The organism is Paenibacillus sp. A3M_27_13 (assembly GCF_024213315.1).
Lineage (GTDB): Bacteria > Bacillota > Bacilli > Paenibacillales > Paenibacillaceae > Paenibacillus > Paenibacillus polymyxa_B.
Window position 1 is genome coordinate 601,569 of the sequence record NZ_JANAVE010000001.1, and the last position, 24,392, is coordinate 625,960.

Sequence of the window (24,392 nt, forward strand, 5' to 3'; positions counted from 1 at the left end):
CCGTAAGGACAGATGCTTTTAGGAATCTCCACTCAATTCCTTGTGTATGTCATGAAGCTGGCGCAAGCGATCTTCATCCCGACGAAAATACTCAACCAATGTTTCGATACGGGTGATGGAATCCCAGCTCAAATGATGCTCAATACCTTCCACATCTTTATATATTAGGTCCTTGTCAACCCCAATCATATCCAGAAATTGCTCTAATAACTGATGGCGATCAACCAACCGTTTGCCGACCTTTTTCCCTTTCGGTGTCAAAATCAGTCCCCGATATTTCTCATATACAAGATAATCGTCCTTATCCAACTTCTGAATCATTTTGGTGACGGACGAAGGATGCACCTCTAACCCCTCTGCGATATCCGAGACACGAGCATAACCCTTCTCATCAATCAGTTGGTAAATGCGTTCCAAATAATCTTCCATGCTTGGCGTTGGCACTTGTTTCCCTCTTTTCTGTTATTGAACGGGCGCTTACCGCCTTCATTTCCTGCGTTAAACCTACTATGTAATGATACATGTTATCATTGCCCATTGGCAAGTCTCATCCCTCCACTCACAGCTATTGCCACGATTTGTTCAATTTAAGCGGGGCACACTAATATCGTCGTCCCTGCATCGTTTATTTCTGCGACAATATGTTAAAGTTGGACACCAGAGCACTGTGGATTTATTTCGAAAGGAGCGTTAGTCATGTCTACGCTTGAGCGTACTCCTGTCCAAACCAGAGGAACCAAGCCATTTTTGCCTGATCTGGTGTTTTTTGAGCCAGACGCACTGAATTATCCCAAGGGCCAGCGTATTATGGATTGGGTTAAAGCCAAGGATATTCCGTATCGGATGACTACCTCTCACAACCGAATTACCAATTTACCAGGTGAAACTGAAGTTGAAAAGTACCGAATGGCAAAAAAAACTTTGGTTGTCGGTATCCGTAAAACGTTAACTTTTGACCAATCCAAGCCCTCTGCCGAATACGCCATCCCCATTTCGACTGGTTGTATGGGGCACTGTCACTACTGTTATTTACAAACAACCTTGGGAGCAAAGCCGTATATTCGTGTATATGTCAACACTGACGATATCTTATCAGCAGCTAAAGCTTATATCGAGGAGCGTGCGCCTGAAATTACCCGTTTTGAAGCAGCTTGCACCTCCGATCCAGTTGGTTTGGAGCATATCACCGGAACGCTTGGAGACTTGATTCGTTTCATGGCAGATGAAGAATTTGGTCGTCTGCGTTTTGTTACTAAATACCATCATGTTGATCCATTACTGGATATTAAACATAATGGTCATACTCGCATCCGCTTTAGCATTAATTCCGATTATGTTATTAAACAGTTTGAACCTGCAACTTCACGCTTCGAGGAACGTATTGAAGCCGCTGGCAAAATCGCACGAGCCGGTTATCCACTGGGGTTCATCATCGCACCCATCATCTGGTATGACGGCTGGGAAGAAGGTTACGGCGAGTTGCTGCGAAAATTGGGAGAAACCTTGCCACAGCATGCTACAAAAGATTTGACGTTCGAATTAATTCAGCATCGCTTCACCAAAACATCCAAAGCTGTCATCGAGAAACGTTATCCGAAAACCAAGCTGGAGATGGACATAGAGAAACGCAAGAAAAAATGGGGCCGCTGGGGACAAAACAAATATGTTTATCCCGATGAACAGCAAAATGCACTGCGAGAGTTTATCACAGAGCGCATTTTTGAACATTTCCCTTTAAGTCGTATTGAATATTTCACATAACTAGCATCCAATCTGGGGTAATCCGTTGTAAAAATAGCGTTACATCGGTCATATGATCCGTTACCAGTAAAATGCCCGTAATAACTAGTAGTATGCCACCTGTCTTGATGAGGATGGAGGTATAGCGAGAGGATAGTCGAACAGAGCCTACCAGCAAAGCTAATACAAAAAATGGAATCGCAAAGCCAAGCGCATAGCCTGTAATCAGTTTGAACCAAATGTGATGCTCTACTGCCGCCAAAGCGATAATAGCTGTTAGCATGGGACCGATACAGGGCGACCAGCCTGCCGCAAATCCAATTCCGATTACAAAGGAACCGGCGTACCCGGCAGGCTTCCATGTCCAGCGAAGCTTATGCTCCCTCATTAGAATCAAAGGACGCACCACACCAAGAGATACCAGCCCCATTAGTAAAATAAGTGATCCCGCTACCACTCTTAGCGCATCCCCATAATTGGCAAACCATTCTCCAAGCAACCCGACACTTGCACCCAGTGAATAGAAAACGACCGAAAAGCCCAATACAAAAGCAAGCGTATGTCCCATCGTACGATAACGAACCTCAGCCTTGTGCCATCCTTCAGCCAGTTCACGCGCAGACATCCCTGTCATATACGATAAATAAGATGGATACAGCGGTAAACAACACGGTGAAAAAAAAGAAACCAGTCCGGCTATGATCGCCAACCCAGCGTTGATATTTGTCATCATCATTTCCTCCCACCTGTCTTAAGTGAACACAAGCAAACAAGCCCTGCCTACTAAAACATACGTATAGCGGGAGCAAAATATGATGCAAGCCAAAAAGCGCATGCCCAGGAAGAATAATTCCCGGACATACGCTCATTACGCTCTTTTATTTTTACATAGCGTTCTACTTTACAACCGCACCATTCGTCATACCTTCCGGTACGGTGGCCAGCGTAAGCTGATCTCCATGTGATGCTGCCAAAATCATACCTTGCGACAACTCTCCCCGAAGTTTTACTGGCTTCAGATTGGTCACACAGATCACCTTGTGCCCAATGATATCTTCAGGTGTATAAAACTTCGCAATCCCTGATACTACTTGCCGCTGCTCATAACCAAGGTCAAGCTGAAGCTTCAATAGTTTATCGGCCTTCTTCACAGGCTCGCAGGCGACGACCTGAGCAACGCGCAGTTCCACCTTGGCAAAATCCTCAATGCCAATCTCTTCCTTTGCCTCCGGTGCTTCCTGGCTCGTCTCAGATGCATTCTGCGGTTGAGCTTGTGTCGTAGCTTCCTCCGGCTTCTTACCTCCAGTCATCGCTTCCACGATAAAAGCAACCTCTTGCTCTGAATCCAGACGCGGGAAGATCGGATTACCTTTGACCAGCTGCGTTCCTTCCGGAATACGACCGAACTGTTTGCCGCTATCCCATGTAGTCAACTCACCTTGGCTAATACCGAGCTGCTCCCAAATTTTATGAGGAGCACGGGTTAAGAATGGCTGGAGTAAGATGGAAGCGATGCGCAAGCTTTCTACCAAATGCAACATAACAGATGACAATTCGCGACGTTTTGCCTCATCCTTAGCCAAATTCCATGGTTGCGTCTCGTCAATATACTTGTTGCTACGGCTAATAAATTGGCTAATCGCCGTTAATGCCACGGAAAACTCCATGTTTTCCATGGCTTCTTCTACTTTACTATAAGTCGATGTTGCCATGTCTTCCAAAGCTCCGTCGAATGCTGTTACATTCGCTTCATAAGCTGGAACCTTACCATCAAAATATTTATCTACCATCGCCACGGTACGATTCAACAAGTTGCCCAGATCATTTGCCAAATCCGAATTAACTCGATCTACAAAACTTTCTGGTGTAAATGTTCCGTCTGCCCCAAAAGGCACCTCGCGCAGTAAGTAGTATCGTAGTTGGTCCAGACCATAACGGTCAATCAACGTCACTGGGTCTACAACATTGCCTTTAGATTTCGACATTTTACCGTCTTTCATGAGCAGCCAACCATGTGCAAATACTTTTTTAGGCAACGGAAGATCCAGCGCCATCAGCATAATCGGCCAATATATCGTGTGGAACCTTACAATCTCTTTACCTACGATATGCACATTTGCAGGCCAGAATTTATCATACAGCTCGGTATTGGAAGAGCCATAACCCAAGGCTGTGATGTAGTTGGAAAGTGCGTCAATCCACACATACACGACATGCTTCGGATCCCCCTTCACCTTAATGCCCCAATCGAAGGTAGTACGAGATACAGCCAAATCCTCCAGACCCGGCTTGATGAAGTTATTGATCATCTCTTTTTTACGTGATTCCGGCTGGATAAACTGCGGATTCTCTTCATAAAATTGCAGCAACCGATCAGCATACTTGCTCATACGGAAAAAGTAACACTCTTCCTTGACCAGTTCTACAGGGTGTCCACTATCCGGGCTTTTTCCTCCAGCCACATTGCCATCGGCGTCCTTCACCACGTCAACCAGCTGAGTTTCTGTGTAGTACGTCTCGTCAGGGATGCTGTACCAGCCTTCGTATTCTCCCTTGTAAATATCGCCTTGCTTCAGTAAACGATCAAAAATTTCTTGTACGACAGCCTTATGGCGTTCTTCCGTAGTACGGATAAAATCGTCATTGGAAATGTCGAGCTTCCGCCACAGTTCTTGAATACCTGCCACAATATCATCTACGAAACGTTGCGGCGTTTTGCCTGCTGCACTTGCTTTCTGCTCAATCTTCTGACCATGCTCATCCGTTCCTGTCAAATAGCGCACTTCATAACCGCGTAGCCGCTTGTAACGGGCCATTGCATCTCCCGCAACCGTCGTGTAAGCATGACCTATATGTAGCTTGTCGCTCGGATAATAGATCGGTGTCGTAATGTAAAATGTGTTCTCATTGGACATGTGTGTTGCCTCCTGTTTTGTTCACGGCAGCTATAAGACCTGCTGACATGATGGTACTCCAATTCATGTATTTGGCACAAATTGGGCACAAAAAAGACCCCCGCCCCTATGGGACGAGAGTCACCTCACGCGTTACCACCCAATTTTCCTGTATCCTCGCAGACTACAGGCTTCACCGGTCACATCTGACCGCCCATTAACGCTGGAACACGCCTCCCCCTTACGATTGCCTCCCAAGCACTAATAATTGTGGCAAATACGCTCGAAAAAGGTTCCTCCAGGACCATATTCAGGCTTCGCTCCAGACCGGTTTGCAGCTAACCCCGGCTCTCTGTACTGGGCGTTTTACCCTACTCATCCCTTCGCAGGAAAACAATATTAACCAAAATATAACCAAATCCGCATAGCGCTGTCAAGTCAGACCCTTTTCAGAGTGGGTAGCCAAATGATCTTCGCTAGACCTATCTGTTCCCTTTTTTGCAGGAGGGACCAAATCTACGCCGCCCGGATGAAAGGGATGGCACTTGGCTATACGCTTAGCAGCAAGCCATGAACCTTTGAGCGCACCATGCATCTCTACCGCCTCCAACGCGTACGCCGAACACGTTGGATAGAATCGGCAGGTAGCCGGCTTTAACGGTGAAATATAGGAACGATAAAACTTAATCGGAGCCTGTACCACTCTGCGTGTGGTGATTTTCATTTCAGTAGCCCCCGTGGCTGTGAGTGTGACTGCTCGTCTGTCTGAATCCCCCATCCGAATTACTGTCAGTATGCCCATTCTTCTGTTGACAATCTTTGCAATAACCAAAAATTTCAAACTTGTGCTCGACGATTTGGAATTGATCCGTTGTATCCGTCATTTGCATTGGGCAAAAAGAAATCGGTAATGTTTTCTGACAGCTCAAGCAAATCATATGGTGATGGTGATGATGCTCATTACAGCTCACCTTGAACTTCATTCCATCCTCAAAAGATACCTGTTCCAGTACACCCAATTCCTGCATTACACGCAGATTACGATAAACCGTATCAAAACTAAGTCCACTGTACTTCTTACCCATATATTCATAAACGTCTTTGGGGGACAGATACCCTTCATTCTCGGAAAATAACGTGGCCAACGTCTTGCGCTGATCTGTAATACGCAGCCCCTGAGCGGACATTGTTGCAATAATTTCATCCTTTGTCAGCATGCGTTTCACCCTCCCCTGTCTGTAGTTTCAGGTTTTCTGATGCAGGCTTAGGCTTGCATCTATTTATTATACCACGATTAAAGTCAATATTATAAGAGATATTCGTATCTATACATAAGAAAAAGACGCTCTCCGGCGCTACGATTAAATTCGCAGCAGGAGAACGCCTATATTCTGCAAGTGACATCGACTTTTAAACGGTGAATGACGAGACCCAAGGTCTAAGCCGGTAAACAGCACCGGTTAATTCATATTAATTTTTAATAGCTGGTAAAGGCATGACTACTACGGAAACTGGCAAGTTACTTCCTGCAGCAGCAGTGAAATACATCTCTACACTTTCCTCGATATGCCCTGTGCGATACAGCACACTCATCTCATTTGGAGCCCATACCGCGCCGTTCGTCGGGATACCCACAACCTGATTGTTTACCATCGCATAACCGGAATATTCGCCTCCACGCGGGTTGAAGGTAATCAGTGAATACGGCGCTACATGATCCAATTTAACTTTATATACAACACCAAAATTACCGGCATTGGAAGCAGAAGAGCCATCCAGACCGTCCGTACCAATCAGGTTCGGATCTACCTTATTATCACCAAGAACGATACGTTGAGCTGTTTTACCAACCTCTTCGGTATAATTGAGCGAGATATCAGCATTAGCGTACGTTCCACGGTTGTGAATTCCGTCTTTCGGAAGTTTTGCCAGCGTGGGCAGTACGGTCATAGGATCTGCATTCGCATCCACCATAATGACCGTATATTGGATTGGTTGATCCGTGTATAGATCGGACAATAGAGAAATGACCTGCTTTTGCTTCATTTTTTTCTCGTTCAAATCCTGCAAAATAATACGGCTTTCACCCGGATTCAGAACTGTACTAGAACGCTTGCTTCCATCTATCATAGATTGAAAATATTTTTGAATTGAAACTTTACCCGCAGCCGTGGCAAAATCAGATGGACCGGCAAAACCGGAATTTTCGACATTTATATTGGCAGGAGTGATATTGTTGTTGGTCGCAATCACGTACATCTTCACATCTCTCCCCGTTTCATTGACATGATGGACGAGTATGCGCGTGCTGCCTGATCCGGTTTCCTGATACACAATTCCGTCCTGAAATACACGTTCCGGGCTGTTAGCACGGATCAAAAGACGCGGTGAAGATGTACTAGTCAAAGGAATGGTAGCCATGGTAGGCACCTGACTGCCGTCTACTGTATATTTATCACCATATGGTGTGAAGATTTTATTGAAATCATCTTCGTTGTACAGCAATTCATTCGTAATTTTAATTGTTTCACTTTTGGTACCTGTTGCGCCGTGCTTATCAGTCACGGTGAGTGTGATTGTTACATCACCTGGTTGGAAGAAGGCAAGTTTCTTATTCTCCCAATCACGCTTAGTGATAGCATTCTCATCATCTGTACTCAGGTCGGTAATGGTGATTTTCTCACCCATTTTGTACTCTTTTTTATCAGTTGTAAACAGAGCCACTGGCGGCTGATTTGGTGGTCTTACTGTAAGTGTAACTGAGTAAGGATCACTCCAGTTCCCAGCAGAGTCAAGAACAGAATAGGTAACTACATATGTACCTGGCTCCTGAAATACGTCCTGCTTCCCTTCCCAACGTTGGTTCACAATCGGAAGACCTGTAGGAGAAGATTCCTTCGTCAAATACGTAACTTGGGTTTCGCCCGCATAGATATCTTTTTGTTGAACCGTGAAGGAAGCTTTAGGCTTCTGATTCAAATCCATGATAACTTGTTTAGTCGTATTATTCACAGTATAAGGAATATTTAAGGCCTGTGTAATCGAGGTCAATGGCACCATAAATACGTTCTTTTGCTGAAAAGCCGGTCCCTTCATTTGTCTGGCTTCACCGTTAACCGTATAAACCTTGCTGTCTGTTTTGAAGCGCATGACATTTGTTCCTTGTGTGATTACGGTTTCTTTGGTGGCAGTGTCATAACTAAACTGCAATCCGACACGGCTGACAAGAGAACGGATAGCTACATAGGAAACTCCGTCCTTAACAGTCATCGGCTGAGTTGCTGTGTACACCTGTCCGTTTTGTTCCATTTTCGCGCTGTTTAAGTACAAAATCAATTGATTAGCACCCATGGATGTTGGAGCTCCACCAGGATTGGTGATCGTTCCGTCTCCACCGTATACATCATTGGATACGTTCGATCCGTTGGTTGTATTCGTAGGCAGGCCAGTCAGTGGATCATTGGATACGCCTGTATTATTAGGTGTCACCGTGTCATTTTGTGTGCTAGTTCCATCTTGAACTCCGATGCTATTCTGAACGCCTGAATCAGCAACATTGGCCTGAGCCTGCTGTGCGCTAACCGAATCGGTGGATTGAACGGTTGTTGATGCTGCTTCTGCTCCTACAGGGGCTACTGCGGCCACCTGAGCCACCGCAAGAGCGGTGAGCATGGTCCATTTCTTGAAATTCATTGTCTGTCTCCTTCTATCACCAAATTATTATCATTCCCGTAAAAAGTCATACTATTAGACGCATCAGTTGTTAAAAAGTTTCTGGAAATTTTGCTGATCATGAAAAAAAGGGAACTTTCTCCTGTGACTGCAAAAACTAAAATAAATAGAATAATCCCCTGATACGCTAATAATCTATTAAATAAGCAAGCTATCAGGTAGCATTAGGGATTTTTTCAGTGTTTAATTTATTTCATCAAAAAAACTCTCAATTGAGATGAAGCCCTTATTATATACTAAAATCATTTTCATAACAGTACTTATATTAAAAAGCTATGTATAAAAATTCAGGCATGGATGATGGAAATAAAACTATGAAAAATAAAGAAAAACGAAGTGAAAAAGTTACTTTATCGTTAAAGCAACATATCCCTTTTTGTTTACTTGAAAAAGAAAAGGGTGTCCAAGTCATCAAATCGACTTTAGACACCCAATAAATAATTTATATATTAAGGCCAAGTTAGAGAAAAAGTTCCGTTATTATTATAAGTTTGTACACGAACTGTATGATACCCATATAAACCACTCACATGAAAACTAGTTCCTTCACTTGGATTTCTATCACGCTGGTAGACATGTCTACCGTTACTATCATAAATGTCAATACTGTACAAATCTGAATTGCTAAGAGTCGTATAAATCTGAATATCCAGAGACCCATTCAAATAAATAGATGCAGAAGTTTGACCAAGTTGATATGATCTTGATCCTTGAGGTGTAACTGCACTCTCATTTATTAATGTTTGTTCAATAAATGATTGCGGACTTGAATTTGAGTTAACCACATTTTCTTCAGCATAGGTTTGTTGAGTAGGTATTAAACTTAAAGATAAAGTGAGAGCTGAGAGAGCAGTTAAACCTAACAACTTAGATTTTTCCATTGTTTCTTGTCTCCTTTACTTTTTTATATTTCACAAATTTATAGTATAATATTTAGGCGAAAAAGTAAACAAATTTTTCCTTATTCATATATATTTGTGTTTTTGATATAATGATTTTATAAATATAGAAATAATTTTAAAATATAAAACAATTGAAATCCGAACTCCTCATTTTATTAACTTATAAAAAAATATATTGTTTACAGAGCGAAATTTCTACGTTGTTCATTTTCTATGTATCTTAACCAAATTGCAGTGTAATATATCTTTAAGACTAAATTAGTAGATACTTACGGAAGTAACTTTGTATCTATCAATCGTTAGTATCTAAAGCCTATTTAATAAGTGAAATGTAACTATACAATTATATAATTATTTCATTTAAGGCTGTCTAAGATGCTAATCTTCGACTAGTCAGAACTCAAAGCATATGCATCTTAAAAAAAGTGATTAGATAACACTAGGTTACAGCCTTCTTTTACACATCTCAATACTAAAAAGTAGTACTTTTACCAGAGTAAGAACAAGCTGATTCAAGCCAGCCAAAGATATATCTATTCTATAAACTCAATATTTCAAGATAAATTAAAACAGCGCGCACCGTTTTAATATTGGTACACGCTGATTACTTATCTTTTTTTATTTTTATCTACTTAACAGAGTTAATAAACATTATTAACAGTTCTTACGCTATCTTTTTATTTAGTATAAACTGGTCCCAAATTATGATGGACGACAGACAGCATTCTTTCCTGCAGTCTCCAGACGACCCTCTTCAATGAGTCGGTAAGCACGTTGAACTTCTTCATCTGTAGGAGATGGAACTCCCTCCAACGGATACACCTTACCGAGCATTTCCCACTTGTAAACACCCATTTGATGGTAAGGTAATATTTCGAATTTCTCGACTCCGTTCAACGTTCCGATAAACCGTCCCAAATTCAATAAATCTTGCTCGTCATCATGAATACCCGGTACAAATACGTGTCTAATCCACATTTTGCGCCCTTGCTCAGACAACCAGCGAGCCGTACTTAGCATACGGTCATTAGACTTGCCTGTAAGCTTAATATGCTTATCATTGTCAATATGCTTAATATCCAGTAGCACCAAGTCTGTTACGTCCAGCAGTTCATGGATACGGCCCGCGTCATTAAAGCCGTTACTGTCCAGTGTCGTGTGCAAATTCCACCGACGTTTCACTTCTTTGAACAGCTCTGCGACAAAATGAGCTTGCAGCGTCGGTTCTCCACCGGATACGGTCAATCCGCCTCCTGAAGAACGGTAATAGGCTAAATACGGCTCAATCTCAGCCAATACCTCCTCCAACGTCATTGGATTACCTTCATTCAAGGCCCAAGTGTCCGGGTTATGGCAATATTGACATTTCAACAAGCATCCTTGCATAAAGAGCACGAAGCGGATGCCGGGACCATCGACGGTCCCGAAGGTTTCCAATGAGTGTATGTGACCTTTCAACATGTTGCATCATCCTTCCCGCATCCGCTATGCGTGCGTCATTGTAATACTTATTTACATTGTACCGTGGAAAGTACGGTTAATAACATCCAATTGTTGTTCACGAGTCAGCTTGATAAAGTTAACGGCATAGCCGGAAACACGAATCGTCAGCTGTGGATAGTTTTCTGGGTGTTCCATTGCATCCAACAGTTGTTCGCGAGCAAACACATTGACATTCAGATGATGTGCGTGGCTTCCAAAGTAGCCATCCATCATCGAAACAAGGTTTGTTTTGCGTGTTTCTTCTTCTTTACCCAGTGCTTTAGGCACGATGGAGAAGGTGTTCGAGATACCATCTAGACTGTGTTCATAAGGCAATTTAGCCACGGAACTCAGAGATGCCAAAGCACCTTTTTTATCACGGCCGTGCATTGGGTTTGCCCCTGGTGCAAACGGTTCGCCTGCTTTACGTCCATCCGGTGTTGTACCTGTTTTCTTACCGTAAACCACGTTAGAAGTAATAGTCAGTACAGATTGAGTAGGAACCGCATTACGATAAGCTTTATGCTTGCGAATCATGCTCATGAAGCTTTCTACCAGTTCCACAGCGATGTTATCTACACGGTCATCGTTGTTACCGTAGCAAGGGTATTCGCCTTCGATTTCAAAGTCAACTGCAATCCCTTTTTCGTTACGGATTGGTTTAACTTTTGCAAATTTAATGGCACTCAAGGAGTCGGTAGCAACTGACAGACCCGCAATACCACAAGCCATGGTGCGGAGAATATCACGATCATGCAACGCCATTTCAATGCGTTCGTAGCTATATTTATCATGCATGTAGTGAATAACATTCAAAGTGTTCATGTACAGTTTTGCCAACCATTCCATCATAGGTTTGAAGCGGCTCAACACTTCTTCATATTCCAGAACTTCGCCTGTAATGGCTGGGAATTCAGGCCCTACTTGGACGCCAGATTTTTCATCTTTACCACCGTTAATTGCATACAGCAGAGCTTTAGCCAAGTTGGCACGAGCACCAAAGAATTGCATTTGTTTACCGATTTTCATTGCCGATACACAACAAGCAATACCATAATCGTCTCCATAAATCGGACGCATCAGATCGTCATTCTCGTACTGAATGGAGCTAGTTTCAATAGAAACTTTCGCACAATATTTTTTGAAGCCTTCAGGCAATTTTTCCGACCACAGTACAGTCAGATTCGGCTCCGGTGCAGGTCCCAGATTGTAGAGGGTGTGCAGGAAACGGAAGCTGTTTTTAGTTACCCGAGTTTCTCCAGTTACGGACATACCACCAATGGACTCAGTAACCCAAGTTGGATCTCCACTGAACAGTTCATTATAGTCAGGTGTGCGCAAGAACTTAACAATACGCAATTTCATAACAAAATGATCGACCAGTTCTTGAGCTTGTTCTTCTGTCATTGTACCCTCTTCCATATCACGTTGAGAGTAAATATCAAGGAAGGAAGATACACGTCCTAAGGACATTGCTGCACCATTTTGTTCTTTGATTGCTGCAAGATATCCAAAATATACCCATTGGAAAGCTTCTTTCGCATTGTTAGCAGGTTTTGAGATATCAAAACCGTGTTCAGCAGCCATTTGTTTCAGTTCATTCAAAGCACGAATTTGTTCGGAAATTTCCTCACGCAGACGAATTACGTCTTCTTCCATGGAATCAACTTCAAGGCTTTTCAGTTGCAGTTTTTTATCTTGGATCAAGAAGTCTGCACCATACAAAGCTACACGACGATAGTCACCGATAATACGACCACGACCGTATGCATCTGGGAGACCAGTAATGATACCAGCTTTACGAGCTGCTCTCATTTCATCTGTATAAGCGTCAAATACACCTTGGTTGTGAGTTTTACGAATATGAGTGAAGATATCAATGATACTTTCCGGTACTTCAAAACCATAGGCTTTGCAAGCGTCGATCATCATCCGAATTCCACCAAACGGCTGCAAAGAGCGTTTGAATGGAGCATCTGTTTGTACACCGACAATTTGCTCTTTATCCCGGTCTAGATAACCCGGTTTATGTGAAATAATAGTGGATGGCGTATTCACGTCTACATCAAGCACGCCGCCGTTTGCCAACTCTTTTTTGGTAAGATCGGATACAATATCCCACAATGCAGTTGTGTTGGCGGTAGGACCAACCAAAAATTCTTCATTGCCAACATAAGGTAAGATATTAGTTTCAATAAAATCGTTGACGTTGACTTCTTTAGTCCATTTGCCTTTTTTAAAACCTCTCCAGCCAGATTGTTGCTCTTGTAATTCTCTCTCAATCACCGACATGTAAATCCCTCCAAATTGTTTGGTCTTCCGGACTTGTGATTTTTTTCACGATAAAGCTATTTCTTGAGCCCGGCCTGTTCACCGATGCCTTACGCTCAGTGTCGGGACCTTTCTTACACCCTTATTGTAGAATAATGATAGAGTGTAGTATGTGATAAAAATCACAATATGAGTGATTTTTATCACTTTATTTTCCCTAGCTTCGCGCCTATATCCTTAGCCTTGCCGTTCACCTCCCTTCCCAAACCAACAGGCCCTCTATATAGAGAGCCTGCATCGGTATTGAACGAGAAAATGCTTTTTCACAAGCCTCTTCGTACCTATTATATTATTGGTCAAAACGTCCGTAGAAGGCATTGCGATAGACATCAGCCAACTCCGTAACCAGTGGCAACTTCGGATTCGCAGTTGTACATTGATCTTCAAATGCGCGGTCAGCCAGATAGTCTACACGTGATTCGAAATCCTTCGCATCGAAACCGATTTGTTGGAACGATTCCTCGATACCGAGTGTTTTGTTCATCTTACGGATTGCTTCGATCAAGCTGTTAACCCCTTCTTCGGTGGTGCGTGCAGGCAGTCCCAGTATGCGCGCGATTTCTGCATAACGCTCATCCGCAACAAAGTGCGAATATTTAGGGAACGAAGCAAATTTTGTCGGTTTTTTCGCATTATAGCGAATAACGTGCGGCAGCAAAATGGCATTCGTGCGGCCATGCGCTGTATGGTATTGTCCACCCCATTTATGTGCAAGACTGTGGTTAATACCCAAGAATGCATTAGCAAACGCCATACCAGCAAGTGTGGAAGCATTATGCATTTTTTCACGAGCCAGCTTATCACCGATCAGAGCCGATTGTTCTAGGTATTGGAATACCAATTGAATGGCTTTAATTGCCAGACCATCTGTGTAATCATTAGCCATTACGGACACGTAAGCCTCGATAGCATGTGTCAGAACGTCCATACCTGTGTCCGCTACAGCTGTTTTAGGCAGCGAATATACAAACACTGGGTCAATAATTGCCACATCAGGAGTCAACTCATAGTCAGCCAGCGGGTACTTCGTGTTACCCAGGTTTTTGTCCGTAATTACTGCAAACGATGTAACTTCGGAACCTGTACCCGAGGTTGTAGGGATAGCTACAAATTGTGCTTTTTGGCCCAGACGTGGGTACTTGTAAATCCGTTTACGGATATCCATGAATTTTTGTTTTAAGTTATTGAAATCAGTATCTGGATATTCATAGAACATCCACATGCCTTTAGCCGCATCCATTGGCGAACCGCCGCCCAGTGCGATGATGCAATCCGGTTGGAAACGTCTCATCATTTCTGTACCACGTTCTACCGTAACTGTCGATGGATCTGGCTCTACTTCAGAGAACACTTCGATAGCTACCGGTGTTTGGCGTTGATGCAGATAATGAATAACACGATCCACATATCCCAGTTTTACCATCATAGGGTCCGTGATAATGGCTACACGTGTGATATCAGGCATTTTAGCAAGATACTGTGTCGAATTTTTTTCAAAATAGATTTTGGAAGGTACTTTGAACCATTGCATATTCACCGTCCGTTTCGCCACCCTTTTCACATTAATCAAATTGACTGCCGATACGTTCGACGAAGTCGAGTTACGACCGTACGAACCGCAACCGAGTGTCAACGAAGGAAGATTGGTGTTGTAAATGTCGCCAATCGCACCATGTGTGGAAGGTGCATTTACAATGATACGTCCTGTTTGCAGACGGTTTGCGAAGCGAGCGATAACGTCCTCATCGTTCGAATGAATAGCGGACGAGTGGCCCATGCCCCCGAATTCCACGACTTCAGCAGCGCGTTGAATACCTTGTTCCGCATTTTTCACTTTATAGCAAGCCAATACAGGACTCAATTTTTCCGCAGACAATGGGAATTTTGTTCCTACCCCTTCAATCTCAGCGACCAAAATTTTAGTTCCTGCTGGTACTGTGATACCACTCATTTCAGCAATTTTCACAGCAGACTGCCCGACGATTGCTGGGTTCACTGCACATTTCTCGACATTCATAGCTCCTTGAGTGAGCTTAGCTGCTTCTTCTTTATTTACAAAATAGCAGCCGTTAGCGATCATCAATTTTTTCACTTGTTCGAAGATTGGCTCTTCGATAATAACCGCTTGCTCGGAAGCACAAATCATACCGTTGTCAAAAGATTTAGAGAGGATAAGATCGTTCACGGCCTGCTTGATGTCTGCTGTTTTTTCAATAAAGCAAGGCACGTTACCTGGGCCTACACCCAGAGCAGGTTTACCGCAGCTATATGCCGCCTTAACCATGCCTGATCCACCAGTTGCCAGAATCAGAGCCACATCCGGGTGATTCATGAGTGAATTTGTCTTATCCATCGATGGAGCTTCAATCCATTGAATACAATCAGCTGGAGCACCATGTTTGACGGCTGCTTCGAGCAAGACGCGGGCTGCTTCCGCACTACACGATTGAGCAGATGGATGGAAACCGAAAATGATTGGGTTACGTGTTTTAATGGCAATCAACGCTTTGAACATCGTAGTCGAAGTCGGGTTTGTCACTGGAGTGATCCCCATGATAATGCCGACTGGCTCTGCTATCTTTTGAAAACTGTCAAAATCATTGTCTTCAATGACACCGACGGTTTTTTCATTTTTGATACTATGATAGACATATTCTGTTGCAAACATGTTTTTGGTGATTTTGTCCTCGTACACACCGCGTCCTGTTTCTTCAACAGCCAACTTCGCCAGGTACATGTGTTTATCCATCCCTGCGAGTGCCATAGCTTGTACGATTTCGTCAATCTGTTCCTGATTCATACTCATGAAAGCTTGCTGTGCCCGGTTCCCCCGGTCAATCAGCGTTTGAATATACTGCTCTGCGCTTTGCTCTTTTTGGATAACCTCGTTTTTAACAGCCATTTCCCTCATCCTCCTGTTATCTCGTGTACTATCTCTTGTTCACGCACTGATCGTAACACAGCTTTTCAAGATATATTGTGATTTTTTTCACAATCTATTTAAAATTTTATTTTATGAAGTGAATTAAATCACAAAGTTTGGAATTCTGCCACTTTTACCCCCTCTTCTTGCCCCAAAAACGCATTGCGCAGGTATATAATGAATTTGAATTGATCAAGTTGCAGATAAAAAACATAGGATACAAAGGGGAAATGGACGATGAGAAACCCTACAAATGTAATGGAAGCCCGCGGCAACACCTGTTGCTTCTCGGAGGCCAGCTTCAACCGGTTGCAAGTGATGATGAAAGATCGAGTTATGCCAGAAAGCTCGCATCTGTTCTGGGAAGGAGATACAGCGGATAAGCTGTTTTATATTAAGCGCGGACGCGTGAAAGTAACCAAAACAACGGATGAGGGTAAGGAACTTATTCTATATATGTATCAAAGCGGCGATCTTGTTGGTCAAGCCGATCCATTTTTCGGTACTAAGCATTCCTTTTCTGCTGAGGTTCTGGAAGACAGTGATATTGGCGTAATCGATCATACAGATCTGGAGCTACTTATTTGCCAGCATTGTGATTTTGCGATTGACTTTATGAAATGGATGGGTTCGCATCATCGCATTACTCAGACTAAGTTCCGCGATTTGATGATGTACGGCAAGCCTGGCGCTTTATGTTCAACACTCATCCGTCTATGCAATACCTATGGTGAGCCTCACGGCGAACATATCCTGATTCATAAAAAAATTACTCATACTGACTTATCAAATATGATCGGTGCGACTCGGGAAAGCGTAAACCGGATGCTTAGTGATCTACGTAAGAAAAATGCAGTTGAATATGATAATGGCATGATTGTTGTCAAGGATTTGGAAATGCTGCAAGGCGTATGTCATTGTGAATTGTGCCCTCGTGAGATTTGCCGCATATAATAAATCGTTTTTTATTTAAAAGGGAGTGTTATAAGCCATTATAGCTTATAACACTCCCTAATTTATTTCCACTCCTCTACTTATACAGAAGCAGTTGCGAAGCATTTTAACACTAGTCCTTCTTCTGGCAACACACTTTTTAAAACTGTAAGCATAGATAACTTAAATTCCCCATCTCATAGCTTCTATGGATGACCTTGGCTTTGTTTGCAGGATTGCCACTCCCCATTGCAATAAACAACGGTACAAAGTGCTCTGCTCTTGGTACGGCCTGGCGAGCATACGGTGCTTCGCTTTCATAGTGATCCAAAGCCTCTATATCTCTACTTTGAACTTTTTCAATAATCCAATCATCAAAATCTATAGCCCAAGGTTCTGTTTTCGTTTCCCCCCATTTGACGATACGCAGATTATGAACAGTCACTCCACTGCCAATGACCAGAATATCTTGTTCTCCCAGTCCACGCAGCACTTCACCAATGGCATATTGTGCTTTGGGCGAAAGATATGGATTTACTGAGATCTGAACTACCGGAATGTCTGCCTCAGGATACATACGATGCAACAATGTCCAGGATCCATGATCCAGTCCCCTCACCCGGTCAGTTTGTACGTCAATGCCCTTTTCTTCATATAATTTTTCCAGCTTATTGGCCAGTTCCACAGAACCATGTGCTGGATATTTCACCGTGTACAGTTCCGGTGGGAAACCGCCAAAATCATAAATGGTATCGTACACGTCATCCATCGAACTGATCGTCAACGTTTGCGCTTCCCAATGAGCAGTAAAGATAACAACCGCTTTAGGGCGAATGCTTTTCCCCAGTTGCTCTAAAAATGAAGTATAGTCCGTCTGTTCAATAGCAAGCATCGGTGAGCCGTGGGCCAAAAATAAAGATGGCATCATATAAAGATCCCCTTATCAGTAATAGTTTATTTTATTCATTAAGTAACTTTATGTAAGTAATAATACATAAGTAACAAAGTAATGTCAACACAGATTTCAACATACACTTAAAGATCAGAGATTCCATAAATAAAGATTGATATAGGTATAAGGTCATAGTAATATATAACTAATAAATTTTAAAATTTCACTATATTCCGATACAAAGGACTGGTTTCTATGGAGATACATACTTCTAATTGCCCAAAATGCGGTTCCGTTTTTCGTCAAAACCTTAGAAACCTGTGTAGTTCTTGTATTCAGGAAGAAAATATATTCTTGGACCGCTGTTCTAACTATCTATGGAAGCATCCTTCTACTCATACTCGTCAGCTCAGTGACGTAACCGGCACACCTATAGAATTGCTCACAGATTGGGTAAGAGCAGGCAAGTTTCCCTCCACATACAGTCAGCTTGATTATCCTTGTGAATCCTGCCGTTCCCCCATTTATGCAGGAAGACTTTGCCATTCCTGCTTGGGTACATTCCGTTCGGCCGCGCTGGATATTCAAACCCGTGTGCCCCGCCGTGCAACAGCAGGATTATTCTCAGTTGCAGGGCGCGTCAAAGGCTATTAAGCCGTCCTGCCTATGCAGATCATTTCTGTAAAATGGATAAGTAGTCCTATACACAAAATAAAAAAACAGCCTTTTTCCTAGGAAAAGGCTGTTTTGCTATGAGAAACGCTTATTTAGTTTGGTGCTCATCTAATCCATTCCTCAGCCCAAAATTGAATCTGTTCCATAACCGGCTGAAGCGCACGGCCTTTGGTTGTTAGCTCGTATTCAATGCGGACAGGAGTTTCCGGATATACATGACGTGTAAGTATTCCTTCATTTTCCAAATCTTTCATCCGCTCTGATAACATTTTGTCACTCATTGTGGGAATCAGATTGGAAATATCCTTAAACCGCTTAGGACCGCTCATCATGGATTGAATAATTAATCCATTCCAACGCTTACCCAAACATGAAAAGGCGGTTTCAAAACGCGGACACATTTTTGTAAATTGCGGTTGACTCTCCAAATTTTTCACCTTCTTTTGCATTTCGGTTTGATAAAGCTTTCCTTTTGTTAGTATATATCATTTTAGCATACTTTATCCCGAAAGAAAACACTTTCTTCTTAAATTAAATACCTGCGCTGATAAAGTTGCCATGACCAAAACTGATTATACAACAAACCAACACAGCAGGTATATGTCTAAATCGTTAAATACAAAAAGGCGGAATCCCTAGAGGTTCCGCCTATCAATCTGTTCATTATACAGCTCATCAAAATGTGATGATTGTTATTATACCAACACTCCACCGAGAGGCCTTACAGGTTCACTTCTTCCATATATTGGTTTGTTAATATTTGTCGGAGAAGTCCAACGAATGCTGTTGGCGATAACTTTCAAAATATCAGGCTGGTAATAAGTCGGATAGGTCTCATGACCTGGGCGGAAATAGAATATCTTACCGCTACCTCGGCGGAAAGTACATCCGGTTCTAAATACTTCGCCGCCTTCAAAGTTACTAACAAATACCAATTCATCCGGCGCTGGAATATCAAAGAACTCGCCATACATCTCTTCCTGCTTCAACAAAATTTTGGCGTCTATGCCTTCTGCAATAGGATGTGACGGATTCACCGACCAAATAATCTCCTGTTCACCTGCCACCCTCCATTTCAGATCACAGCTAGTGCCCATTAGGGCTTTGAATGGCTTTGAAAAATGGCCCGAGTGTAGCACGATCAAGCCCATTCCTCCTTGCACTCGCTTTACAACACGCGCCGTAACTTCATCGCTCACCTGATCGTGGGCTTTATGCCCCCACCACAGCAGCACATCTGTGGAATTCAGGATCTCTTCTCCCAAACCATGCTCGGCATCATCACGAAGAGTAGCTGTTCGAATGGCAAATCCCTCTCCTGCCAGGCCGTCAGCCAACGCTTTGTGTATCCCGTCAGGATATATCTGTTTGGCTTCATCATTCAACTTTTCGTTCAAAAATTCATTCCAAATGGTGACGTTAATCATCAACATTTCCCCCTATTAGGTTAGACCCACCACATCTCGCTCAGCGGTTCTTCAATCAATACCTGGCGAAGATTGTGGACAGCCTTAGTAAAGCCTTCCTCCACGGACATCAGACCATCTTCATGCTCAATACTCACTACATAATCGTATCCCACCAGACGCAGAGCACTGATAATATCTGCCCAGGTTTTTACATCATGTCCATAACCCACAGTACGGAACTGCCAAGCGCGATCTAGCATTTTCGTATATTCCTGCATATCGGTAAGCCCATATTTATTTACATTGACCGGATCAATCGTCGTATCCTTGGCATGAAAATGGTGAATGGCTCCCTCTCGACCCAAAATTTGAACCGCCTGCACTGGGTCAATTCCCTGCCACCACATATGACTCGGATCCAGATTAGCACCAATGACCTCTCCCGCAGCTTCACGCAAACGAAGCAAGGTCGCTGGTGTATGAACGGAGAAGCCTCCGTGTAGCTCCAGCCCAATTTTAACATGATGATCTGCTGCAAATTTTCCCGTCTCAGTCCAGTAAGGAATAATTTTATTCTCCCATTGCCACTTCAACACTTCCTGAAAATCATTAGGCCACGGAGCCACAGGCCAATTTGGATATTTCGCATCCTCATGATCACCCGGACAGCCAGAGAAAGTGTTCACAACTGGAACTTCCAGCTTTTCTGCCAATCGAACGGTTTTAAGAAACGTTTCATGATCAGCTTGGGCCAAATGCTTTTGCGGATGAAGAGGATTGCCGTGACAGCTAAGCGCACTAATCGTTAGTCCGCGGGACTCTACTGCCTTTTTAAAATTTTTGAGCGCTGTATCATTCTCCAGCAACTCATCCGGCTTACAATGCTTATCTCCTGGGTTGCCGCCTGTACCGATTTCTACAGCATCCAATCCTTGAGAAGCCACATAATCCAGTGCCTCCTCCAGCGAACGTCCGCCAAACAACACCATAAATACTCCAAGTTTCAAAAGAAATCCCTCCCTGTATCATATGTGAAAAAAGCTGCTTTCATTATAATGATGGTCTATTCGGGATAATTACGTGCTTAGTCAAAATAGACAGCTTTCCCGGTACGGGCCGATTCATAGATAGCTTCCAAAATTTCAGTAACAACCAGTGCCTGTTCCGGCTTCACAAGAGGTTCTTTGTCGTCCAGAATAGATTCGATCCACAGACGGGCTTCGCGGTCTGCTTCATTTTCCGTTTCTCCAGAGTAAAAGGCAACACCGCCTGCATCCAGATCTATTTTCGTATCAAACAAGCGGCTGTTCTTTTCCCCGTTAATGCGCAATCCATCCTGCATATCGGCTCCGCCTTCGGTTCCGCATAACAGCGTCTTCGCTTCGCCAAACTCTACGACGTTCAATGCCCAGCTGGATTCCAGTACAATCGTAGCTCCATTTTGCATCGTAATAAAACCAAAAGCTGAGTCCTCTACCTTAAATTCCTCAGGATTCCAAGGCCCAAAGGCATTTGCCGCATCTTTACGATCCCCTAGCTTATGGAAGGTTGAACCTAGTACACTTTTAGGCTTGTAATTATCCATCAGCCAGAGTGTCAGGTCGAGTGCATGCGTGCCAATATCAATAAGAGGACCACCGCCCTGCTTCTCTTCATCCAAGAATACTCCCCAAGTCGGAACCGCGCGACGACGTAGAGCAATGGCTTTGCCCAGATAAATGTCTCCAAGCTCTCCTTGCTCAACCAATTGCTTCAGATACAAACTGTCATCACGATATCGGTTTTGATACGCAATAGACAGCTTCTTACCTGTGCGGTTGGCTGCATCGAGCATCTCCCGTGCTTGCTCAGCAGTTTTAGCCATCGGTTTTTCACACAGCACATGCTTACCTGCCTCAAGCGCCGCTACGGTAATTTCTGAGTGCGAGTCATTGGGTGTACACACATGTACGACTTCAATGTCTTTATTTTCTAGCAACTGACGGTAATCACTATAAACTTGCGACCCTTCAACTCCAAACTTTTCTGCTGCCTCTTCAGCGCGCTCCTGAATGATGTCACAGAATGCAACGATTTCTGCACGCTTCTGCTTGGCAAGACTCGGCAAGTGTTTGCCGTTGGCAATGCCTCCACAACCAATAATCCCGATTTTGAGTGTTTTAGACATGAATATTTCCTCCCTGAGCTGCGTATTGTTGGAGCCATTTAATGCTGGTTTCAATGCTTTCGATTGGAGGGTTTGAGCAGAAATCCTGTTCCACGACGACCCAATCCACACCTGCCTGAATAGCGGCGTCTGTAATGGCCTGAAGCTGCACTTCGCCTTTGCCAAGCTCTACAGTCACTGCTTTTTGTTGCTCGTCACGTGCCATATCCTTTAAGTGAATGATAGGCAGGCGTCCATTATAACGTCCGATGTATTCCACTGGATCATAGCCCCCATAGTATACCCAACAAGTATCCATTTCGACCTGTAACAAATCATCGGAAACCGCATCATATAAAGCATCGAATACCGGGCGATCATTGATTTTTTCTGTCAATTCAAAATCATGATTATGATAAGCCAGTATCAAGCCCTGTTCTTTCACTTTTTCACCAATACGATTCAAATTAGCAAAAATTTCATCCCACTGTCGCTGTTCTTCGGTTAAATAAGGAACGATTAGGTACTTATTGCCCAATTCTTTGTGGTATGCAATCTCCTCATCCAAATGATCCAACAAACGAGAATATTGTATATGAGTTCCGACAACTTCCAGATTTAGCTCATCCAAAAGCGCTCTGACATCCTTGGCATTGCGTCCGAAAAAGGTATGAAATTCTACCCCTTTATAGCCAAACTCAGCTACCTTGCGCAATGTACCTTCAAAATCCTGTTCAAGCTCTTCCCTTACTGTGTACAATTGCAATCCTACTTTAGCCATTACCCTGCACCTCTTTAATTAGGATGAATTTTCCATTATATCTGTTCCATAATACAAATCCTCGTCCGGCTTGAACGTGCTTTCCAGCGTAATGTGATTGCCTTCCAATGATGAGCGCTGAAAAGCATGCATGGCTTCTAACACATGGTAGGCCAGCTCAGCATTAGCACGATGGTCCGTGAATTTCAATGCGCCAAAGGCTTTTCACTGTACACATGCTTGCCTGCCTCTAGTATCGCCACATCTGTCAGTGCATGGCTGCCAGGCACGGTCAGATTAAATACAAGCTCAATCTCAGGCTGACGAAGCAATTCATCCACCTTGTATACGTTTTCAATGTTGAATTCATCGGCCCTCTCCTTGGCCCTCTCATCTAGTAAATCAGCGACGGCCACCACTTCAATAAGTGGGCTCTTTTGGAGATTTTCAAGATATACCGAGCTAATAGTACCGCATCCGATAATCCCGGCCTTCATTCGTTCCACGTCGTCACACTCCTTGGCCTCCAACATGTACTTTCTCATCTAACATGTAAGCTTTACAGTTCACATAGTATTCTATTTCTGTTTCGTTTAAAATGAATAATATGATTAAAACATGAACAATCTGGTCAATATTTGAAACAGCCATATGCCCAAAGGAGTCATCATCATGTCTATCGTCGAGCCTTGTCAGGTTCTTACCGCAGGCTATTCCTTCCATCGAAAGCCCTTTTATTCGAACCAGCCTGATGGGATCAAAAATTATTTATTCCGTTTGCAAACAGATGGACGCTGCCAGGCCCGCATTAACGGGGAAATGACACGGATTGAAGCGGGTGATCTACTGCTATTCAATCCTACCGAGCCTTATGAACTGGATATTCATAGTGAGTTGAATCCCATGGGAGATCTGGTCGTGGAAAGTGGAGATTATCACATTTTTTTCGGTGGTTCCTGGGTAGATGAGTGGTGGAACCATCATAAACGACCCAACAGAATTAAGGTTCAGCTCACAGAAGCCCTGCTTGGCCTATTTCGTCAGCTTGTGATGGAGCAACGACGTATTTCTAATCCTTACCCGGAAATATCAAGTTATTACATGCGCATTTTATGTTTGGAGTTTGACCGTATGCTATCCGATCATCCTATCGCTACTCATCATAACTATCTTGCGTATCAGATTAAAAATTATATTGAAGAAAATGCATCCTCTAACTTCAAGCTGGATGACGTGTCTTCACACGTCGGTATCAGCGTATCCCGAGCAGTACATCTGTTTAAGGAAACATTCGATACGAGCATTATGCAGTACACGCTGGACATCAGGCTTAACATGGCGAGAGAACGAATCATTTTCAGTCCCATGTCACTGGAACAAGCCGCCGAATCGTCAGGATTTGCAAATTACACGTATTTTCATCGTGTATTTCGTTCCCGCTTCGGTATGTCGCCCAAAGAATTCAGGGTGATTCACCGCGAGCAATTGTAGGTAAAAGAGAGCGTTCACCTGAACGCTCTCTTTGTTCATAACCAATAATAATGAAATTGTGCTTACATACCACAACCCAGCT

General features: G+C 43.3%; 22 protein-coding genes and 1 pseudogene. 5 read left to right on the forward strand and 18 right to left on the reverse strand.

All coding sequences use genetic code 11. The features are described 5' to 3' along the window. Positions 1-18 precede the first annotated feature (18 nt). A complete protein-coding gene (mntR, locus tag NLX82_RS02855) occupies positions 19-444 on the reverse strand; it encodes a transcriptional regulator MntR (protein ID WP_007430946.1) in 426 nt (141 codons plus the stop codon). Positions 445-696: 252 nt separating this feature from the next. Between mntR and splB the strand changes: the two genes are divergently transcribed. Continuing rightward, complete coding sequence (gene splB / locus NLX82_RS02860) at positions 697-1,761, forward strand: spore photoproduct lyase (protein ID WP_023989268.1); 1,065 nt, start codon at positions 697-699, stop codon at positions 1,759-1,761. Here the strand turns inward: splB and NLX82_RS02865 are convergent. From NLX82_RS02865 to NLX82_RS02885, 5 genes are all read right to left on the reverse strand, one after another. Beyond that, on the reverse strand, positions 1,754-2,470 hold the full coding sequence (locus NLX82_RS02865; RefSeq protein WP_068941542.1) for a cytochrome c biogenesis CcdA family protein: 717 nt from the start codon (positions 2,468-2,470) through the stop codon (positions 1,754-1,756). The genes splB and NLX82_RS02865 overlap by 8 nt on opposite strands. A gap of 166 nt (positions 2,471-2,636) precedes the next feature. Continuing rightward, positions 2,637-4,655: a methionine--tRNA ligase gene (gene metG, locus NLX82_RS02870; protein ID WP_254347460.1), complete on the reverse strand. Its 2,019-nt coding sequence runs from the start codon at positions 4,653-4,655 to the stop codon at positions 2,637-2,639. Positions 4,656-5,067: 412 nt separating this feature from the next. Next, positions 5,068-5,358 (reverse strand): membrane protein insertion efficiency factor YidD, encoded by a 291-nt coding sequence (yidD, locus tag NLX82_RS02875; RefSeq protein WP_254347461.1) that lies wholly within the window; start codon positions 5,356-5,358, stop codon positions 5,068-5,070. Position 5,359: 1 nt separating this feature from the next. Beyond that, a complete protein-coding gene (locus NLX82_RS02880) occupies positions 5,360-5,851 on the reverse strand; it encodes a Fur family transcriptional regulator (RefSeq protein ID WP_013310843.1) in 492 nt (163 codons plus the stop codon). Positions 5,852-6,104: 253 nt separating this feature from the next. Next, positions 6,105-8,327, reverse strand: coding sequence for a copper amine oxidase N-terminal domain-containing protein (locus tag NLX82_RS02885; protein WP_023989272.1), 2,223 nt, complete (start codon positions 8,325-8,327; stop codon positions 6,105-6,107). A 353-nt stretch (positions 8,328-8,680) separates the two neighbouring features. On the opposite strand from NLX82_RS02885, the gene NLX82_RS27505 reads away from it, so the two are divergent. Then, positions 8,681-8,803, forward strand: coding sequence for a hypothetical protein (locus NLX82_RS27505; RefSeq protein ID WP_256715643.1), 123 nt, complete (start codon positions 8,681-8,683; stop codon positions 8,801-8,803). A 12-nt stretch (positions 8,804-8,815) separates the two neighbouring features. Here the strand turns inward: NLX82_RS27505 and NLX82_RS02890 are convergent, their stop codons facing one another. From NLX82_RS02890 to adhE, 4 genes are all read right to left on the reverse strand, one after another. Further along, complete coding sequence (locus NLX82_RS02890; RefSeq protein ID WP_069079995.1) at positions 8,816-9,247, reverse strand: hypothetical protein; 432 nt, start codon at positions 9,245-9,247, stop codon at positions 8,816-8,818. A gap of 723 nt (positions 9,248-9,970) precedes the next feature. Next, the gene (gene pflA, locus NLX82_RS02895) at positions 9,971-10,729 is read right to left on the reverse strand and encodes a pyruvate formate-lyase-activating protein (protein ID WP_076159496.1); all 759 of its coding nucleotides are present in this window, start codon (positions 10,727-10,729) and stop codon (positions 9,971-9,973) included. A 51-nt stretch (positions 10,730-10,780) separates the two neighbouring features. After that, the gene (pflB, locus tag NLX82_RS02900) at positions 10,781-13,042 is read right to left on the reverse strand and encodes a formate C-acetyltransferase (RefSeq protein ID WP_025722256.1); all 2,262 of its coding nucleotides are present in this window, start codon (positions 13,040-13,042) and stop codon (positions 10,781-10,783) included. A gap of 328 nt (positions 13,043-13,370) precedes the next feature. Further along, complete coding sequence (adhE, locus tag NLX82_RS02905) at positions 13,371-15,983, reverse strand: bifunctional acetaldehyde-CoA/alcohol dehydrogenase (RefSeq protein WP_023989274.1); 2,613 nt, start codon at positions 15,981-15,983, stop codon at positions 13,371-13,373. Positions 15,984-16,241: 258 nt separating this feature from the next. Here adhE and NLX82_RS02910 point away from each other — a divergent pair, with 258 nt between their 5' ends. Then, positions 16,242-16,958, forward strand: coding sequence for a Crp/Fnr family transcriptional regulator (locus NLX82_RS02910; RefSeq protein WP_013310849.1), 717 nt, complete (start codon positions 16,242-16,244; stop codon positions 16,956-16,958). Positions 16,959-17,097: 139 nt separating this feature from the next. Here the strand turns inward: NLX82_RS02910 and NLX82_RS02915 are convergent, their stop codons facing one another. Then, on the reverse strand, positions 17,098-17,865 hold the full coding sequence (locus NLX82_RS02915) for a DODA-type extradiol aromatic ring-opening family dioxygenase (RefSeq protein WP_075154407.1): 768 nt from the start codon (positions 17,863-17,865) through the stop codon (positions 17,098-17,100). A 318-nt stretch (positions 17,866-18,183) separates the two neighbouring features. Between NLX82_RS02915 and NLX82_RS02920 the strand changes: the two genes are divergently transcribed. After that, positions 18,184-18,483 carry a hypothetical protein gene (locus NLX82_RS02920; protein WP_226887755.1) on the forward strand — a complete coding sequence of 100 codons (300 nt, stop codon included), beginning with the start codon at positions 18,184-18,186 and terminating at the stop codon, positions 18,481-18,483. 125 nt (positions 18,484-18,608) lie between these two features. Here the strand turns inward: NLX82_RS02920 and NLX82_RS02925 are convergent, their stop codons facing one another. The 7 genes and pseudogenes from NLX82_RS02925 to NLX82_RS02955 form a co-directional block, all read right to left on the reverse strand. Further along, the gene (locus tag NLX82_RS02925; protein ID WP_013371810.1) at positions 18,609-18,953 is read right to left on the reverse strand and encodes a winged helix-turn-helix transcriptional regulator; all 345 of its coding nucleotides are present in this window, start codon (positions 18,951-18,953) and stop codon (positions 18,609-18,611) included. 246 nt (positions 18,954-19,199) lie between these two features. Then, complete coding sequence (locus tag NLX82_RS02930) at positions 19,200-19,931, reverse strand: ThuA domain-containing protein (protein ID WP_023989276.1); 732 nt, start codon at positions 19,929-19,931, stop codon at positions 19,200-19,202. Between the two features lie 20 nt (positions 19,932-19,951). After that, entirely contained in the window at positions 19,952-20,920 is a 969-nt protein-coding gene (locus NLX82_RS02935) for a sugar phosphate isomerase/epimerase family protein (protein ID WP_013310854.1), read from the reverse strand. Positions 20,921-20,997: 77 nt separating this feature from the next. Then, positions 20,998-22,080, reverse strand: coding sequence for a Gfo/Idh/MocA family protein (locus tag NLX82_RS02940; protein ID WP_013310855.1), 1,083 nt, complete (start codon positions 22,078-22,080; stop codon positions 20,998-21,000). Beyond that, positions 22,073-22,840, reverse strand: a complete 768-nt coding sequence (locus NLX82_RS02945) for a sugar phosphate isomerase/epimerase family protein (RefSeq protein WP_023989277.1) — start codon at positions 22,838-22,840, stop codon at positions 22,073-22,075. Before NLX82_RS02945 ends, NLX82_RS02940 begins: the two co-directional genes overlap by 8 nt. 18 nt (positions 22,841-22,858) lie before the next feature. Continuing rightward, positions 22,859-23,029 (reverse strand): hypothetical protein, encoded by a 171-nt coding sequence (locus tag NLX82_RS02950; protein ID WP_023989278.1) that lies wholly within the window; start codon positions 23,027-23,029, stop codon positions 22,859-22,861. Positions 23,030-23,031: 2 nt separating this feature from the next. Continuing rightward, a pseudogene (locus NLX82_RS02955) lies at positions 23,032-23,325 on the reverse strand (Gfo/Idh/MocA family protein); the annotation flags it as partial. A gap of 166 nt (positions 23,326-23,491) precedes the next feature. Here NLX82_RS02955 and NLX82_RS02960 point away from each other — a divergent pair. Beyond that, positions 23,492-24,310 (forward strand): AraC family transcriptional regulator, encoded by an 819-nt coding sequence (locus tag NLX82_RS02960; protein ID WP_023989280.1) that lies wholly within the window; start codon positions 23,492-23,494, stop codon positions 24,308-24,310. Positions 24,311-24,392: the final 82 nt, after the last annotated feature.

Excerpts from the sequence above, each read along its gene's own strand:
- splB (WP_023989268.1), top strand. The coding sequence starts at position 697 with ATGTCTACGCTTGAGCGTACTCCTGTCCAAACCAGAGGAACCAAGCCA.
- NLX82_RS02865 (WP_068941542.1), bottom strand. The coding sequence starts at position 2,470 with ATGACAAATATCAACGCTGGGTTGGCGATCATAGCCGGACTGGTTTCT.
- metG (WP_254347460.1), bottom strand. The coding sequence starts at position 4,655 with ATGTCCAATGAGAACACATTTTACATTACGACACCGATCTATTATCCG.
- yidD (WP_254347461.1), bottom strand. The coding sequence starts at position 5,358 with ATGAAAATCACCACACGCAGAGTGGTACAGGCTCCGATTAAGTTTTAT.
- NLX82_RS02880 (WP_013310843.1), bottom strand. The coding sequence starts at position 5,851 with ATGCTGACAAAGGATGAAATTATTGCAACAATGTCCGCTCAGGGGCTG.
- NLX82_RS02885 (WP_023989272.1), bottom strand. The coding sequence starts at position 8,327 with ATGAATTTCAAGAAATGGACCATGCTCACCGCTCTTGCGGTGGCTCAG.
- NLX82_RS27505 (WP_256715643.1), top strand. The coding sequence starts at position 8,681 with ATGAAAAATAAAGAAAAACGAAGTGAAAAAGTTACTTTATCGTTAAAG.
- NLX82_RS02890 (WP_069079995.1), bottom strand. The coding sequence starts at position 9,247 with ATGGAAAAATCTAAGTTGTTAGGTTTAACTGCTCTCTCAGCTCTCACT.
- pflA (WP_076159496.1), bottom strand. The coding sequence starts at position 10,729 with ATGTTGAAAGGTCACATACACTCATTGGAAACCTTCGGGACCGTCGAT.
- pflB (WP_025722256.1), bottom strand. The coding sequence starts at position 13,042 with ATGTCGGTGATTGAGAGAGAATTACAAGAGCAACAATCTGGCTGGAGA.
- adhE (WP_023989274.1), bottom strand. The coding sequence starts at position 15,983 with ATGGCTGTTAAAAACGAGGTTATCCAAAAAGAGCAAAGCGCAGAGCAG.
- NLX82_RS02910 (WP_013310849.1), top strand. The coding sequence starts at position 16,242 with ATGAGAAACCCTACAAATGTAATGGAAGCCCGCGGCAACACCTGTTGC.
- NLX82_RS02915 (WP_075154407.1), bottom strand. The coding sequence starts at position 17,865 with ATGATGCCATCTTTATTTTTGGCCCACGGCTCACCGATGCTTGCTATT.
- NLX82_RS02925 (WP_013371810.1), bottom strand. The coding sequence starts at position 18,953 with ATGCAAAAGAAGGTGAAAAATTTGGAGAGTCAACCGCAATTTACAAAA.
- NLX82_RS02930 (WP_023989276.1), bottom strand. The coding sequence starts at position 19,931 with ATGATTAACGTCACCATTTGGAATGAATTTTTGAACGAAAAGTTGAAT.
- NLX82_RS02940 (WP_013310855.1), bottom strand. The coding sequence starts at position 22,080 with ATGTCTAAAACACTCAAAATCGGGATTATTGGTTGTGGAGGCATTGCC.
- NLX82_RS02945 (WP_023989277.1), bottom strand. The coding sequence starts at position 22,840 with ATGGCTAAAGTAGGATTGCAATTGTACACAGTAAGGGAAGAGCTTGAA.
- NLX82_RS02960 (WP_023989280.1), top strand. The coding sequence starts at position 23,492 with ATGTCTATCGTCGAGCCTTGTCAGGTTCTTACCGCAGGCTATTCCTTC.